This is a genomic window from Shewanella sp. MF05956 (assembly GCF_059758055.1).
The window spans coordinates 54,915-71,112 of sequence record NZ_JCAYNV010000009.1 but is presented as its reverse complement, the minus strand read 5'-3'; the positions used below and the strand labels follow the sequence as shown (position 1 = coordinate 71,112).

Below are 16,198 nucleotides of genomic sequence, written 5' to 3'. Positions count from 1 at the left end.
CTTTGAGTCCTATCCCTTAAGTTTATCGCTATTATAGCGCTGACGAACTGCCGCTGGCATAGCTGTTAACTTATGGTGCACCATTGCGTTAAACACTGCAAATATTGGCGTGATATCGGCGCCAGGCTCCAGACTTGCTAGGGTATAAGCCGCAGCCTCGAGGGTGGATAAACTGTCGCTGCGTTTGGCTTTGCGGATCACATATTGCGACTCATCTTCACACTCAAGGTGCAGTGACGGATAGTTAATTAGCCAGGGGTTAAGCTGCAACATACGGTACGCTTTGCGCCAGGTGCCATCAATTAACACAATAATCGCTTTATCATCGGCTTCAACCTCACTCGCCGCTTTGCTGTGATCATTTGGGTACACAATAAACACAGGCCGAGTTTGCGCGGCTAAATACCCTTGCAACTCAGTAAAATCATCTGCGGTTTCACCGACATAAATCTGAGTTTGTGGCAATGCAAGTTTGAGCAACCTGACGGTATTTTTAGCATGCTCCACCTCAGATGGATGCTGCATAATAATAATGTCAGTAGTTGTTGTTGTCGGTGTTACTGCATGACAAATGCAGGCTGACTGTGGGTATTGGCAATTAATACAATATTTTCTTTTCAATCGTTAACTCATATCTTCTGTAATATTCAGATTATACCAAGGATGCCCCATAAAAAAATACCCGCAGAATGTGGTTAGCATTCTGCGGGTTAAAGGTGATATTACTAATATTTATCCCGAGCTCAGGTTATTTAACTAATCGTGTTGTAGTTGCTCTTGATGCAGATGGCTTAATCGGTTCATTGCCATAATGGCGAGCAACACACTGCAAAATCCACCCATCACAATCGCAATGGCATAAGGTGCAGGTATGTCTGTTAACTGGATAAGTGCGGTTAAAATTGATGCGCCGCTCATTTGAATACAGCCTAACATTGCTGTTGCAGTCCCGGCGCGTTCACCAAAGGCCGATAACGCCATACTAGTAGCAGGTCCAAGCAATAGGGCAAAACCAACACATAACAACATCATCGGTGCCATAAAGGCAATAGCAGCAGCAATGCCTTGCTCTGGCCCCACTAATTGCAATACCACTTCAACCACAGCCGCTAACACCATTAGCGACAATGCCACTACGACACCAGGGCGGTTGCCAATGCGTTTAATCAATACTGGCGCTGCAAAACAAGCCACTACGTTAACCAGGGCATTTAAGCCAAATAGGCCACTGAACATTAACTCTGAAATACCTAAGTGACCAATTAACCACACAGGCGAGTATGACACGTAACATAAAATAGAGGCCATCGCGATCATGCAACATGAAGCATAAAACATAAAATGCGGGTCGCCAATTACCGGCTTATAGCGCCCCCAACGGTAAAGCGGACCGGTACTGTCGGTGTTAAGTGGACGCGTTTCCGGAAAACGAAAACCAACAATAAACAATACGATTACCGCATAAATAGCCATAAAGATAAAAGTAGAACGCCAGCCAAACTGTAGTGCCAGCAAACCACCTAAAGTGGGCGCTAACGCAGGTACCACGCAAATAGCGCCATTTAAGTAGCTGTATATTGACACGCTTTGCTTGCGGTCATAACAATCACGCACGGCACTAAACACCACAATAGAGGTAGAGCATGCAGCTAAACCTTGAAACACTCGTGCCACTTGTAACAGTTCAAATTCAACCGCGTATGCGCCCAATAAACTGCTAATACCGTAAAGCACAATACCAAACAAGGCGACGGGTCTGCGACCAAAACGGTCGGCTAATGGACCAATTAATATCTGGCCAACACCCATAGCAAATAAAAATAAGACTAAAGTAGACTGAACCTCACTGTTCGACACCCCATACTCAAGCGCCATTGTTGGCATTGATGGAAGATAAATATCGATAGCTAATGGGCTTAACAGCACCATAAACATCAATAATGGCAGTAGGTTACGATGCATAATATTATTTCTCTTAATCTAAAAAAGCGAAAGGTCACCCTTAATGGAGCGCTATGATATGTCAAATGGTGGTATGAACAGAAATGATATAAAATCCAAAGTGAATTTCCATTTGAGAATATCTGATGAATTTAGATAATTTAGCGCGTGTTGACCTTAATTTACTGGTTATTTTACAAGTGTTACTTGAAGAGCAAAGTGTCACTCGTGCGGCTCATCGCTTACACCTGAGCCAGTCTGCTGTGAGCAAAAGCTTAAATCGTCTACGCGAAGCATTAGATGACCCATTATTCCAACGCACTGCTCATGGATTAAAGCCGACCGCGCATGCGTTAGCGTTAAGGCAAAAACTCTTGCCTGTGCTACAAAACTTATATCAGTTAACTCAACCACCTACATTTCACCCAGAAAGTAGCCAGCGTCATTTTACGTTTTCAATGGTTGAAAGTGCCTATGAAACATTAATCCCATATTTTATCGGGCCATTGTTACAACAAGCGCCGTCTGTAAAATTAGACTCATATGTGTGGACAGAAAAGTCTATGCAAGATTTACAGCAAGGGCAAATCGATTTTGGGATTGCGGGCCGAGATATTCATCCACAAAGCGATTTCAAAATAGAACATGTTCCAGAAGGCATTGAATATCAGACACTGTTTAACGACCATCAGGTGTGTTTAGTACGCAAAAACCATCCTATTTTAAAGGTCATTGAATCGGGTAACTGGGATCAAGCTCAATACTTAGCCATGTCTCATGTGCAAGTTAGGTGTGAAGGAAACGATTGGTGGGCGCTTGATTATCATTTAGCTAATTTAGGTTTACATCGACACTTATCAACAACTGTGCCTGACTTTTACGGCGCTGCTAGTGTATGTGCACATACCGATCTTATTTTTACTCTTCCCTCGAGCTTTGCCATCCATGCACAAAAACTCTATTCATTAGAGTCGGTCCCGTTGCCATTTGATTTTATGCCGATGGCGTATGTGTTTTTATGGCACGAGCGTAATAACCAGGAGCCTGGACATCAATGGTTTCGTGAGCTTATTTTTAACAGTGTCGATAACGCCATGGCCAACAACCACATCACCCAAACGGTTATGCCAAACTAACAAAAACGCTTTGACGCGGTGAACTTTTGCGGCTTACATAACTCAAAATATTACTCACGCTTCAGCGACAATTTATTTACGGTAAAGGAACCACAATGTTCAGCTCAATTAACTTATGGCATATTCGTCAACGCTTGCGCCAAATGCGCCCGCTCACCGCCTTATTTAGTTTAATGCTGATCATTGTTGGCAGCCTGATTTTATTGCCATTATTGCTGTTGTTTTTAATCGTGGGTTTTATTGGCATGACACTGCTAAGTCGCAAATATTTAGGCAAACAAAGCCCCACCTCAAACATGTTTCCCTCAAAAGTTCGGCATCAGGACAGGTACCAGCAACATCCCAATATTGAGAAGGAATATTCAATCAAGCCGAGTCAACATCACAGAACGATTAAGCAATAGACGCTAAGCGTTGAGCACTAGGAGTTAATTGTTTCACATTAGGCAGAGCACCTTACCCTTCCCGTTTTATCAAGTCATTGTGGCCCTAAAGAGTGAGTAATATCTAAACATTAACTCAGTTTAACGTGACATATTATGTCTAGCCGTTGCACACTACATGCTCAACAATCATACATATTTAGGCGCGGTTTCTCAGTTGAATAGTTCAATGAGTGAGTATCAATAACACTCTCTGTTCGACAACAGGATAAGCCGCATTTAGGAGCCAACATGAACGTTAACCAAACATTTAACAGCGCTAATTTTAAACATCACGTGACGAGTATGAACCCTATTCTGGCATTACTGATGGTTTTTGCTATGACCTTAGTCGCCCTTACATTATTGCCATTTTTATTATTGTTTGGCTTAATCAGTTTTATAACTTTGCGATTTTTAGGTAAAAAAATGCTGCGTCGTCAGCAAGCTGAACAAGACCGAGCATACCAAGATTACGCCCATGTACAACGCGAGCCCGCGGCGCCTTATGCTGATATGTTTAAGCGCTCAGGAACAAGCCAGGCCTCAACGACAGGTAGAACATTCGAACACCAAGCGGATTAACCCAGCAAGAGTTTTCGGATTGTTTGCTTAAGCGTTGGGTTATCGAAAAGTGGGTAACACCAGAGGTGTCGGCAATATTAACGAAGTACTGAAGTGAAAGGTTGTTACATAGTCAGAGGCTTTGCTTTTTGAGCGGATACGGCTGCAGAGCCATGCTTGTTACGGGGCTAAAAACCCGTGACAGCGGCTATCGATACAACCAACAAAACGCTTTTAAGCATAAATAATAGAACAGCGCGATTAAGCTGCCTTTAACGATTAACGCCCCGATGTATGCAATCGTTAAGCTAATCTCAACATCAATATCTAAATACCAAAAAATACTTTGAGCAATACTCAGCGCAACAACTAAAGACAGCCAATGGACTAACCCGCTTTCACGGGGGTCGGTGCTTTTCATGATCACAAAATTCCCTTTTAACTCGTTGAAAGTGGCTCCAGCAACAACTTTGCTTGCTGCAAAGCAATCATTTCATCTTCACTCGGATTAAGCTCAATAACACTGTCGATTTGCATCGCCAACGATTGCCATAATGGTTCAATAACCTCTAGGTGTTCGTCATTGCCGTGAGTTTTGGCTAAGGTAAGTAAATACGCGGCTTGCACCACATCAATACGTCCCAAAATACCGTCGGCTAATGCCACACTGAGCTCTATCATGGCACTCACATTGTGACCATATTTTACCGCCTGGTGCAGATAGCCTTCAGCCTTAACCCGTTGTGTTTGGCTGGCATTGTCGTCATGTAAAATATGACTACCACAATGCAACATCGCATCAATTTGGCCTTGCTCAGCAGCCTCTGCCATCCACTGCTCGCTGGCTGCTAAGTCAGATGAACAACCCAGGCCTTCAGCTAACATTAGCGCCAAATGATACTGGGCATTTGGGTAACCTGCTTGCGCTGCTTTATTAATCCACAAAAAAGCATTTTCAAACTGCTTTGTTTGATAATACAACACCCCAAGATTTGACATTGCCTCTGCATTTTCGGCATTAGCAGCAAGGGTTAACAAGCGCTCTGCTTGAGGTAAATCAATGCTAAATTGATGGCTACCCACAAGGTAGAAAAAGCCTTGTAATGCTTGCGCTTCAATAATGCCATTGTCTGCGGCCTGAGCGATTAACTGCTCACCCTTATTCTTATTTTCCTCACCGGTATAGCCGTGTAATAAACTCACGCCATGCTCAAATACTGCCGCTTTATGTTGAAGCGAAGACAAAGCAAACCAATAACCTGCTTGAGCAAATGCCTCTGCCGCGGTGTTGTTTTCACCCTTGGTAGGCTGCTTGTTTTGTGTTGACTCATCTGTCGCAGCTTGTGCTAATGCTTGCTCTTGTTCTTGTAGCATTAAGCCTTTGGCTTTTAATGACATGCCCACTAAATACTGTGCTTCAGCATCGTTATTCATCACTGCGCGATAACACAGATCTCGCCCCGCAAACGAATCAAAAGGCTCAAAGGTATAAGTGGGGGCAACGTGGTGATGCACGACAGGATAGAGTTTGGCCACTAAATGCAAAATATGCTCAATCGATTTTTCTGCAATCGAGACCAGTTGCGTTTGGGTTAAATGGTATTTTTCGGGATGCGCACCGCGATTACCGTCGCTACGTAAACGATGTAATGCTCGCACGGCTGGCGGATCAATCAGTCTGGCTTGGTGTAATTGCTCAATACGGTCGTATAAATTAGGACTGGTGAATGTTAGCCCATGAGGCGTAGCTAATTGACGGGTGAGCTTATGGGTAAAACTGCGAATATACACCAGCGCTTGAGTGGGAATATCGCGGACATAACTTTTGGCTAGCCGATAGTCTTCAGTTAAGTTTTCAGAGAAACCATCAATAAACGCGCTATCATTTAACAATGGTTTCTCCTTGTTTTAATCAGTTACTTTTCCAAATCGATTGGTTGGCGATTCACCATATACAATCTAAATAAGGCAATATTGACAAATAAGCCTAAAAACGCAAATAAGGTTTCGACGACTAACTGTAGTGGGAATCCTACTTGTGTTGCCATTTGGGTAAACACGCCAGCAAATAACGATAATGGAACATATAGCATTAATACTGCAATGGTTTTAAATGCTACTGAACCTGCGCTAAAGCTAAAGCTCTTTTTAATCGCTTCAAGTGGCGTTAAACGCTCAACCACGACCATAAAGTTGACATAGGCTAGACGGGCAAACAAATACAAACTCACCACCAAACCAATTAACCATAATGGACCAAACGCGGCAAAAATCATTACAGGCGCTAAAATCGCTAAACCAGAAAATACGCCCGCAAGTAACAGCGGTGGTACAAACGGTAAACTGGCTTTTAATATTTGTCCAGGCGATAACTCATGCCCTTGTGAGCGCAGCTCTAAAAATAATGTTAAAGCAGCAATGAGCACTGAAAATACTAACAATAACACCATCATAACCGCAGCATGTGATGCGCCAAATTGTGGATTTTCTGGGTCGGCCGTTAACATTTCATTACCAAGCCAAAGCTGGATAGCAACTTGAATTAATAGCAGCGGCAAAGTCAGTGCTGCCAGCTGACGGATATGGTTTCGAAAAAAGTTTAATGCTTCAGTCAAAATAGCAAACAATGACATGTAAATTCCAATAATCGATTAACAATAAATATGGCGCTTAGGATACCCAAAAAAGCCTCAATTTGCACAATTGAAATCGCTAAAAAACCAATCTCCTGTCGCATTTAGTCAAATCAGGGTAAAATAGCGCCCTAGTTTGGCCATTTATATCATTAAACAGGACACGCATTATGAAATTAGCATCCGCATTACCGGTACTATTTACTGTCTTAGCATTCTCATCACCTGCATCTGCGGGTTGGTTAGACAAAGCATCTGAAGCCGCTAAAAAAGTTGTAGAAACCCCAGCTACAGCAACTGCTGCAGCAGAAACAGCGACGACGGCACAATCCACTGAATTAGTGGGTAATGTGATGTCTCAGCTTGGTTTAAGCCAAAACCAAGCAGAAGGTGGATTAGGTTCATTGTTGAGCTTGGCGCAAACCAACTTAGGCGGTAACGATTTTAGCCAATTGACTAGTAGCATTCCTAACGCAGACGGTTTACTGGCTGCTGTACCGTCAATGTCATCAGACAGCGGTATGTCGGGTTTATTATCTAAAGCTGGCGATTTAGGTTCATCATTGCAAGGCACTGCCATGGTATACGATGCATTTGAAAAGCTAGGCATTTCAAAAGAGTACATCGTCCCTATGGTTGATATTGCTAAAAACTATCTAGAGCAAAGCGGTAGTGAAGGCACGGTAGGTTTGTTAACGAAAGGCTTGGGTTCATTACTTTAAATGAGCACCTTTTAAATTTGGTTAACATTAATTAATCCCAAGCCATTCGCTTGGGATTATCATTTTTGCTAGCATAAAATTGATAAAACCTCAGTTGTGGAGCCAATATGATCGCCAAACTAAAACAGTTTATTCAATCACACACTCAAGAAAGTAGCCCTGAAGAAAAGGCCCAGCACCTCAATTTAGCCGCCGCGACGTTACTGTTAGAAGTGGTTTATGCTGATGAAATACTGGCTGATGCTGAAGCGGCTTTACTGCCAGAGATGCTCATCAATACTTTAGGCATTAACTCCGAACAAGCCAAAGCCTTAACCGATGAGGCCAAACAAGCCCGTCACGATGCCATTTCGCTATTTGAATTTACGTCTGAAATTAATGCGCAATTTAGCATTGAAGATAAACAGCATTTATTATTGTCTATGTGGCGCTTAGCCTATGCCGATGGTGAATTATCTCAGTTCGAAGATCAAATCATTCGCCGTACTGCTGATTTGTTATATCTCAAGCACAGCGAATTAATTCAAATGCGTAATATTGCTATTCAACAATCTACCTGAGAAAATCCAGGTTAACTAGCAGGTAATTGCTTGCGTTGTAAGTGATTCTTTTGCCACCACATAAAAGGGGCAATCAACATGACCAACACCAACACATAAATCATATTGTCTGATAGTGCGATGCCAATCCCAATACAAAACACGCAACCTGCTGCCACTAAAGGCCAATAGCGTTTACTAAGTAATTTAGCGGCAGATAACATCGCCAGTAAATAAATCACCACAAAAACGCCGTTACTCCAGGCAATCAGCTTTTCTAAATCTTGGCCTGAATAAAACGTCAGTACAATCACCACCGCCATGCTGCCGAGGATACCAAACAGCGCTCTAAATGGGACACCATGTTGGTTTAACTTCACAAAGTATCGGGGCAAAATACCTTCTTTACTAAAGCTCCACAATAAACGAGCAGCGCTTGCTGAATATACGTTTACGGTCGCTAAACCACTGGCAATACCTAATATACCAATAGCTTGTGCACCATAACCCTGTAAAAAACTGTCACTGAGCAAATAATCAAACGCACTTATCATGGCAAGGCCTGTTTTATCTGTTGGCACCATTAACAGTAAAAACGTGCAGGCGAGGTAAATCACTCCAACAAGGACCGTACCCATTAAAATCGCTGGGAGCATGTCTTTATCTGGCCGACGAAAATCACTGGCTAAATGAGTCATAGCCTCAATACCTAAAAAACTCCAAAAACCGATACCCATGGCAATCATAACCGTACTCATTTGCGGATGACTGGCTTGGTTAAACGACTCAAGCTGCTCAGAGTTAAGCCCACTGGCGCCAAACAATAACGCCACCACCGTCACTATGGCTAAAGTAAGCGCAAATTGCAGTTTAGCCGACACTTGAATGCCGCGAATATTCAAGCCTAATAGCATTAACACCACAATTAATTCTGCTACCAGCTGCCAGCCACCGTGAAGTGGTATTAAGGCATTCATAAACTGAAAGGTCATTAAAATGGCTGCTGGAGCACCTATAGGGATCACTAATAAAAAGAGTAATCCTATGGTTCTTCCTGCTGTGCGGCCAAATGCTTTTTCAACAAAATAGGCAGGCCCTGCGGCATGAGGAAAGCGGCTGGCCAATAAACCAAATACTAGCGCAACTGGAATAATGGCTAACGTGAGTATTAACCAGGCAAGCAATGCCCCTGAGTCTGCTACCGCAATGGTCATTTGCGGTAAAATAAATACCCCTGTACCCAGCAATGTGGTGGCCATTAACCCAGCACCTTGCCAGCGACCTATCGTTCCTGTTATTTGATTCATAATGTTATTCTTGCTGTGATATATTGCATTATTATAAGTGGCATCGGCTCAACATTCTGCGGGTTCATCAGCGCAAGCTGCTTGTTAAAACCGACAAAATGACGGCATTAACTTCTTACGCCGCCAATATGACGGAGAACAGATATTAATGACAACTCAGGAATACTGCATTGGATAAATTTGATAAAGCGATTATAAGCGCATTACGCCTCAATGCTCGACAGAGTATTTCGTTTATTGCCGAACAAGTGAATTTGTCACGCAGTGCAGTGACGGAGCGAATTAAAAAATTAGAACAAAGTGGTGTTATTCGTGGGTATCAGGTGTTACTCAGCGAATCTCAAAAGCAAGGTGTGTCTGCTTACTTTGAAATTCAGCACCGCTGTGCACGTTGCGCTGAGGTGATCCATATTTTTACCACTATTCCTGAAGTCATTACTTGCCAGGGGATCACCGGCGACATGGACTTACTGGTTTATGTGCATGCTAACTCGATGCAACGTCTGCATGAAATCCGAGAGTTTATTGATGCCCAAGCCGATATTGTTAAAATTAAAACTCATGTCGTGTTAAGTGAATGGATTAATAACCAGGCATAAAAAAGCTCTGTAAAAACAGAGCTTATGGCTGAACACTTGTCCGTACATAAATCAATTATGCGAGCTGTTTACCTATTTCTAATCCTTTGCCATGTAAAGCAATAAATTTCTCGCCCAAACCTGACATATCCATTTTGATAATGCCGGCTTTATGATTAGCAATATCCGCTAACCATGCGGTAAATGACTCATCGTCTCGCTGATCATCCCAATGAGAAAATACAGCGTGTGACAAATAAATCACCGAAGCCAATTTTGAAGCAGGCTTGGCTTTCAGCGGCGCTCGTTGAAACTCAATACCATGAACTAACGTGGGGGCAAATTTCCAGTTTGAGGCTAATAATGCACCAACAGATGGTGAATCGAACCCTAATAAACTTAATTCAAGTTGCTGCTTATCAGCCCCCTCTGCCACGGCCGCACGAATTTGCGCCGCTATAGTAGGCTCAACGACGGCAATTAATAAATCACCAATGTTATGTAAAATAGCGCAGGTAAATGCTTCATCGGATGCCACGCCACACACTTTAGCAAGTGCTTGAGAATACAGTGCAATCTCAAAAGTCTCGCCCCAAAACTCAGCTAAATCGATACCTTCTGCATTGGGTATCGCGCCGACAACAGCCGATGCTATCACTAATGTACGTAATGTTTGCGTTCCCAAACGGACCACGGCATCTTCAATAGAGCCCACTTCTCGACTGCGCCCAAAATGCGCCGAGTTGGCAAGACGTAACACTCTTGCGCTAATTAATGGGTCCTGCGCAACCTTAGCAGAAATGCTTTTTATAGAGGTATTTTCATTATTAACGGCATCAAGTAACTCGCTGACGGCTTTAGGTAAACGCGGTAATTCATCGACTCTTTTTAATAGTGCTGCTGACGGCATATGTTTAGGTCCTTACATTAACGGATACGTATATAAATCACTTTTACAACTTTAGCACAACATAAATAAAACAATTGCTAATACAGTGAATGATTATTGCTATTGGCGCTTTATTATTTAACCTACAATTGGGATAAGGAATGAACTTATACTATTTAAAATCAGAATGTTAACCCCTCTCATTTTGCAAGCTTGTCATTTTTTATGCTAACAAAGCGAATTGACACGTCAATAGCTAGAACGCAGTTAGCAGGGCAAAGGACTGCTTGAAAGGCGTTTATTATTCCGAGTTGAGGTTATTTATGCGTCGGCTTAAAAAAGTCTGCGTGAAACCTTAGATATCACGCACACTTGGCGTTACACTAATATCGTTATTTATCTTCTACATGAGCCAATATGCAACAACAGACTAGCGCAGATATGAATTTATTATGGGGACAATTGATCCTCGAGGAACTTGCGCGTTTAGGCGTTAAACATGTGTGCATGGCGCCGGGTTCTCGTTCAACGCCATTGACATTAGCTGCAGCTAGCCAAACCCAAATCACTCGCCATATTCATTTTGATGAACGAGGTTTAGGCTTTATGGCGCTTGGCCTTGCTAAGGCCAGTAACGCCCCTGTTGCCATTATCACCACCTCGGGTACTGCGGTAGCAAACTTATATCCGGCGATTGTTGAGGCCTGGTTAACCCATGTGCCTTTAATCATATTATCAGGCGATCGCCCAAGTGAATTAATTGATTGCGGTGCTAATCAAGCCATTATTCAACCTGCTATTTTTGCCGGCTATGCCAAGCAATTAAATTTACCGACACCAGATATAGGCTATCCGGCCAATGCATTATTAAGTGCGATTGACCATGCTGTCACTAACCAACACCAACCCGTGCATATCAACTGTATGTATCGTGAACCGTTATACCCTGCTGAACTGGTCACATTAGCCCATGTAAAAAAAACAGCAAGTGTGACGACTACCACTTATCTAGCGCCACTCAATACATGGTTTGACAATAACAAACCGCTAACTCGGTATGCCGGGCTTAACAGTGCTGAATTACCCTCTACAGACACCCTAATGCGCTTTGTGCATGGTAAAGGGGTAATTGTAGTCGGGACATTGTCACCGGCTGATAATCCACACTTGATTGTGGCATTAGCACAAAAACTCGGCTGGCCGTTATTAGTCGACGCGCAATCACAATTACGCCAACACCCGGGGGTCATTGGTCATACAGACCAATTATTGCTTAATGCTAAAGCCAGCAAACTGCTTGAACAGGCTGAGCGGGTATTAGTTTTTGGTGGACGTTTTGTCTCCAAACGTCTTATTCAATATTTGGCTCAACAGGCCTGGCACAGCTACTGGCAAATATTAAATCATAGCGATCGCTTAGACCCAACACATCAAAATAAACACATATGGCAAGCCAGTGTGCAAGCGGTGTGTCAATTACCCTGGCCACGATCGTCAGACGCGAATTGGGCACTGCAACTATTACCCTATAATGAATCGTTAGAGTCGGTACTTAAGCAGCAAATTGATAATACGAGTTTTGGCGAAGCACAAGTCATACGTTCCGTAGCAGCGAATCAAACTGATGAACACATCTTATTTATTGGCAATAGCTTACCCATACGCCTTTATGATATGTATGCCCCAATAGCCACCAATACCCCCGCAATTTACACCAACCGTGGTGCATCTGGCATTGACGGCCTTATTGCCACTGCATGCGGTGTCGCAGCAGACAAAAAAGCCCCCACAACCTTACTCATTGGTGACTTATCTTGCTTGCATGACTTCAACTCGATGGCATTGCTAAAACACATGACCCGTGCGTTTGTGCTAGTGATTATCAATAATGATGGCGGCAATATTTTTAACTTATTGCCAGTACCCGATGAAAGCTTACGTAACGATTTTTATCGCTTAAGCCATGGTTTAGAGTTTGGTTATGGTGCGGCAATGTTTGGCTTAGCATATCGCCAGGTAGACGACATTGAATCGTTTAAGCAAGCGTATCAAGAGGCCTTTGAATTTAACTGTGCATCAGTGATTGAAGTTAATGTGGCGCCCAATCAAGCCAGCGATCAAATTGCACAAATTAACCAATGGGTGAAACAGCACTAATGGTCATTATCCGTCGTTTTGGCCACCCAAGCTTACCCGTATTAGTCATGTTGCATGGCTTTTTGGGCAGTAAAGACGACTGGTCTACTTTAATGCCAAGTTTAAGCCAACACTTTCATTGTATTTGCATCGATTTACCCGGCCATGGTGCAAATACATTGGCATTGGCATCTCCAGGGTTTAGTCAAGTAGCTGCGCATATTGTCGCCAAAGTCAGTGAACTTGGAATAAACCAGTTCCACTTATTGGGCTACTCATTAGGCGGCAGAATTGCCTTACATATTGCCCAAGACTTTCCTAACGCACTACTCAGTTTAACCTTAGAGTCAGCTCACCCAGGGTTAATTGACGAAATACAGCGCGACGCACGAGCTAAAAGCGATTTGCTGTGGGCCAAAAAGTTACAGCAGTTAACGATAACCGCCTTTTTGTCACTGTGGTATCAACAAACTGTATTTAATGACCTGAGTAAAATACACAAAAAGCAATTAATTGCACTGCGCAGTAACAATAATCCGCAACGCCTTAATAATTGCTATCTCGCCACTTCTCTCAGCCTGCAGCAAGACTGTAGAGCGGTGCTAAACCAACTCTCTTGCCCCTGTTTTTACCTTTATGGTGAAGACGACAGTAAGTTTGCGCAAGTGGCTAAAGACTGGCAAGCTCAGTACCGTAACTCCCAATTAACACTGCAGCCTTTAGCGGCGGCCGGACACAATATTCATAGCCTACATCCAAGGTTATTCAGTGACACTTTATTGGCTTTACTTAATCCCATCACCTCTGCTTAGGAGTTGCTATGCAAGCTGTCGACGCGCCAACCATTAGCAGTGCTTCATTATATCGATATCATATTGCACTCAACCCAACCTTACCCGTGGCGAAGCAACGCATTGATCACCGTAAAGGTGTGGTGTTAGTCGTAAACTTGACCAATGAGCACCACACACAACAAGCCTGGGTTGAAATAGCACCGCTGTCGGGAATTGATACTGAAGGCTTGCCTATTGAAGGCTTTAGCCAAGAGTCTATTGACGATGTGATGTCGTATTTATCGCAATGCGCAAATCAACTGATTGGCCAATCTGCCAATGCCATAATGACGTTAGTAGATAATGCATTATTGCCATGTTGCGCGTTTGGACTGAGTTTATTGCATGCTAAAATAACGCAACAACTGCCTTGTAGAATTGACAACCCACGCACTCAATCGACCACGGTTCCGCTGGTTTATGCCGGTATGACTGAACAACAACTGCAAGCCAAACTGCTGCAAAATGGCACCGTAAATAGCGTTAAAATCAAAGTGGCACAAACGACGATGGAGGATGAAATCGCCTTTATTTATCGAGTGTTAGAGATCGCGCCACAGGTCAGTTTGCGCCTAGATGGTAATCGCGGTTTTAGCCTCGAACAAGCCATCGACTTTTTAGCTTGTTTGCCCAAAGATAAAATAGAATACATTGAAGAGCCCTGTATCAATCCAGCTGACAACCCACATGTTTTTCGGCACCTTGGCGTTAGCTACGCCCTGGATGAATCGCTTAACTCATCCACGTTTGATGTTGTTAATGCGATAAAACAACAGCCTGGTATTGGCGCGCTTATTATCAAACCTATGTTACTCGGCTCACTCGCTAAATTACAAAACATGATAGACACCGCCCATAGTTATGGCGTGCGCTGCATTATAAGTTCGAGCTTAGAGTCCGATATTGGCATTAATGACTTACGCCTCGTAAGCCAGGCGTTAACCCCCAACGAAACACCCGGGTTAGACACTTTAAACGCATTTAGTCAGTCATTATTACTTGCACCAGCAATAGCTCAGCAGCTTAATATTAACGCTTTGCAGCTAATTCATCATGCTGGTGAAACAAACGAGGCAGTTGATTCATAATGATGATATCGCCACTGCATCAAACCGCGCTAAAGACACCAAATGCCATCGCAATTGAAGATGGCCATGACACTTATACTTATGCCACCTTAAGCACAATGGTGAGTAATTTAACGCAATCATTGCAGGCACAACATATTGGGCGTGGCGATATTGTGGCGTGCTTATCACAAAACAATTTAGAGATGATTTGTCTGTACTGGGCTTGTATTGATGCTGGCTGGGTATTTTTACCTTTATCACCTCGGCTATCTAACCAGCAAATTACTCAGCTAATTGATACTTATCAAATACAATGGCTATGGACAGACAGCCCCAGTAGACAAATAGACATCAAGGTCGCCCATTGGTTAAACGTATCACTGTGTATACAAACCAATCCATCGCCAACTACCGTTAAAATATCACCTCACATTGCCTCTAATATCATCCTGACATCAGGCTCAAGCGGCACACCTAAAGCCGCTGTACATTGCTTACTGAACCATATGACCAGCGCACAAGGCTCGGCTAGCTATATTCCACTAAAAATGAATGATAGCTGGTTATTGTCTTTACCATTGTTTCATATTGGCGGCTTAGCGATATTGCATCGATGCACCCTAGCCGGTGCCTGCATAGCACTTCGCAACTCGGCTATGTCATTAGCCGAACAACTGCAACAAAGCGATATTACCCATGTGTCGTTAGTGCCAACTCAGGCATTACAAATATTAGCGCAGCAACCCCAGGTTTTAACCCATGTAAAAGCCTTATTATTAGGCGGTGGCATGATAGAACCGCAACTCATTAGCACCCTCAACGCGCACAATATCAAAGCTTACACCAGTTATGGCATGACAGAGATGAGCTCGCAAATCACCACGGCAAAAGCCAATCTCGCTGGTCATCATGGCCGCCCCTTACCTGCACGGCAGCTAAAGCTAATCGACGGGATTATTTGGGTTAAAGGAGAATGCTTATTTTTAGGGTATTTAACCCCCCAAGGTATTTCACTTCCAGTTGACGACCAAGGTTGGTTTTGTACTCAAGATAAAGGTCAGCTTAATGATAAAGGCCAGTTGATGATTTCAGGAAGAGTAGACAATATGTTTATTTGTGGCGGTGAAAATGTTCATCCAGAACAAATTGAAGCGGTGTTAATGACACACCCGAACGTGGCTCAAGCGATTGTATTTGCTATGCCAGACCCCATTTTTGGCTACTTACCTGCAGCGATTATCGACTATGTCGATGAACACGATACAGAGCAAGTCAATGCACAACTGAGTGAATTAATAGAGCAAAAGCTAGCGCGTTTTATGCGCCCAAGACAGTATTTTGGCTGGCCTAAACAGGTTATATCGAGCGGCATTAAAGCGCCCAGAAAATTGATTATTGCTGCCATTCAACAGTCGGTGGTGTGAAGAG

At 43.3% G+C, this 16,198-nt stretch carries 17 protein-coding genes; 10 read left to right on the top strand and 7 right to left on the bottom strand.

Annotated elements, in window-relative coordinates; all coding sequences use genetic code 11:
• Positions 1 to 9 precede the first annotated feature (9 nt).
• Positions 10 to 621 carry a tRNA-uridine aminocarboxypropyltransferase gene (locus tag AC19MX_RS11400; RefSeq protein ID WP_498298144.1) on the bottom strand — a complete coding sequence of 204 codons (612 nt, stop codon included), beginning with the start codon at positions 619 to 621 and terminating at the stop codon, positions 10 to 12.
• 135 nt (positions 622 to 756) lie between these two features.
• On the bottom strand, positions 757 to 1,962 hold the full coding sequence (locus AC19MX_RS11395; protein ID WP_498298142.1) for a multidrug effflux MFS transporter: 1,206 nt from the start codon (positions 1,960 to 1,962) through the stop codon (positions 757 to 759).
• A 125-nt stretch (positions 1,963 to 2,087) separates the two neighbouring features.
• On the opposite strand from AC19MX_RS11395, the gene AC19MX_RS11390 reads away from it, so the two are divergent.
• From AC19MX_RS11390 to AC19MX_RS11380, 3 genes are all read left to right on the top strand, one after another.
• The gene (locus AC19MX_RS11390; protein ID WP_498298141.1) at positions 2,088 to 3,077 is read left to right on the top strand and encodes a LysR family transcriptional regulator; all 990 of its coding nucleotides are present in this window, start codon (positions 2,088 to 2,090) and stop codon (positions 3,075 to 3,077) included.
• 95 nt (positions 3,078 to 3,172) lie between these two features.
• Positions 3,173 to 3,481 carry a hypothetical protein gene (locus AC19MX_RS11385; RefSeq protein ID WP_498298140.1) on the top strand — a complete coding sequence of 103 codons (309 nt, stop codon included), beginning with the start codon at positions 3,173 to 3,175 and terminating at the stop codon, positions 3,479 to 3,481.
• Positions 3,482 to 3,751: 270 nt separating this feature from the next.
• Positions 3,752 to 4,084, top strand: coding sequence for a hypothetical protein (locus AC19MX_RS11380; RefSeq protein ID WP_498298138.1), 333 nt, complete (start codon positions 3,752 to 3,754; stop codon positions 4,082 to 4,084).
• Between the two features lie 187 nt (positions 4,085 to 4,271).
• Here AC19MX_RS11380 and AC19MX_RS11375 read toward each other — a convergent pair whose 3' ends face one another.
• From AC19MX_RS11375 to AC19MX_RS11365, 3 genes are read right to left on the bottom strand one after another with little or no spacing between them, the layout of a single operon-like run.
• Positions 4,272 to 4,484: a hypothetical protein gene (locus tag AC19MX_RS11375; protein ID WP_498298136.1), complete on the bottom strand. Its 213-nt coding sequence runs from the start codon at positions 4,482 to 4,484 to the stop codon at positions 4,272 to 4,274.
• Positions 4,485 to 4,501: 17 nt separating this feature from the next.
• On the bottom strand, positions 4,502 to 5,956 hold the full coding sequence (locus tag AC19MX_RS11370; RefSeq protein ID WP_498298134.1) for a DUF4145 domain-containing protein: 1,455 nt from the start codon (positions 5,954 to 5,956) through the stop codon (positions 4,502 to 4,504).
• A gap of 23 nt (positions 5,957 to 5,979) precedes the next feature.
• Positions 5,980 to 6,696 (bottom strand): hypothetical protein, encoded by a 717-nt coding sequence (locus AC19MX_RS11365; RefSeq protein ID WP_160051977.1) that lies wholly within the window; start codon positions 6,694 to 6,696, stop codon positions 5,980 to 5,982.
• Between the two features lie 170 nt (positions 6,697 to 6,866).
• On the opposite strand from AC19MX_RS11365, the gene AC19MX_RS11360 reads away from it, so the two are divergent.
• Positions 6,867 to 7,418 (top strand): DUF2780 domain-containing protein, encoded by a 552-nt coding sequence (locus AC19MX_RS11360; RefSeq protein WP_432400578.1) that lies wholly within the window; start codon positions 6,867 to 6,869, stop codon positions 7,416 to 7,418.
• 107 nt (positions 7,419 to 7,525) lie between these two features.
• Positions 7,526 to 7,978: a tellurite resistance TerB family protein gene (locus tag AC19MX_RS11355; protein WP_498298132.1), complete on the top strand. Its 453-nt coding sequence runs from the start codon at positions 7,526 to 7,528 to the stop codon at positions 7,976 to 7,978.
• Positions 7,979 to 7,989: 11 nt separating this feature from the next.
• Here the strand turns inward: AC19MX_RS11355 and yjeH are convergent, their stop codons facing one another.
• Positions 7,990 to 9,264: an L-methionine/branched-chain amino acid transporter gene (gene yjeH, locus AC19MX_RS11350; protein ID WP_498298130.1), complete on the bottom strand. Its 1,275-nt coding sequence runs from the start codon at positions 9,262 to 9,264 to the stop codon at positions 7,990 to 7,992.
• Positions 9,265 to 9,434: 170 nt separating this feature from the next.
• Between yjeH and AC19MX_RS11345 the strand changes: the two genes are divergently transcribed.
• Positions 9,435 to 9,863 carry an Lrp/AsnC family transcriptional regulator gene (locus AC19MX_RS11345; protein ID WP_498298128.1) on the top strand — a complete coding sequence of 143 codons (429 nt, stop codon included), beginning with the start codon at positions 9,435 to 9,437 and terminating at the stop codon, positions 9,861 to 9,863.
• A gap of 55 nt (positions 9,864 to 9,918) precedes the next feature.
• On the opposite strand, the gene AC19MX_RS11340 is transcribed toward AC19MX_RS11345, so the two are convergent.
• Positions 9,919 to 10,752 (bottom strand): HDOD domain-containing protein, encoded by an 834-nt coding sequence (locus AC19MX_RS11340; protein ID WP_498298126.1) that lies wholly within the window; start codon positions 10,750 to 10,752, stop codon positions 9,919 to 9,921.
• A 396-nt stretch (positions 10,753 to 11,148) separates the two neighbouring features.
• Here AC19MX_RS11340 and menD point away from each other — a divergent pair, with 396 nt between their 5' ends.
• The 4 genes from menD to menE are packed head-to-tail and all read left to right on the top strand — an operon-like array spanning position 11,149 to position 16,194.
• The gene (gene menD / locus AC19MX_RS11335) at positions 11,149 to 12,888 is read left to right on the top strand and encodes a 2-succinyl-5-enolpyruvyl-6-hydroxy-3-cyclohexene-1-carboxylic-acid synthase (RefSeq protein ID WP_498298124.1); all 1,740 of its coding nucleotides are present in this window, start codon (positions 11,149 to 11,151) and stop codon (positions 12,886 to 12,888) included.
• Positions 12,870 to 13,679 (top strand): 2-succinyl-6-hydroxy-2,4-cyclohexadiene-1-carboxylate synthase, encoded by an 810-nt coding sequence (menH, locus tag AC19MX_RS11330; protein WP_498298123.1) that lies wholly within the window; start codon positions 12,870 to 12,872, stop codon positions 13,677 to 13,679. Before menD ends, menH begins: the two co-directional genes overlap by 19 nt.
• Positions 13,680 to 13,687: 8 nt before the next feature.
• The gene (gene menC, locus AC19MX_RS11325; protein WP_498298121.1) at positions 13,688 to 14,788 is read left to right on the top strand and encodes an o-succinylbenzoate synthase; all 1,101 of its coding nucleotides are present in this window, start codon (positions 13,688 to 13,690) and stop codon (positions 14,786 to 14,788) included.
• Positions 14,788 to 16,194, top strand: coding sequence for an o-succinylbenzoate--CoA ligase (gene menE / locus AC19MX_RS11320; RefSeq protein WP_498298119.1), 1,407 nt, complete (start codon positions 14,788 to 14,790; stop codon positions 16,192 to 16,194). Before menC ends, menE begins: the two co-directional genes overlap by 1 nt.
• Positions 16,195 to 16,198: the final 4 nt, after the last annotated feature.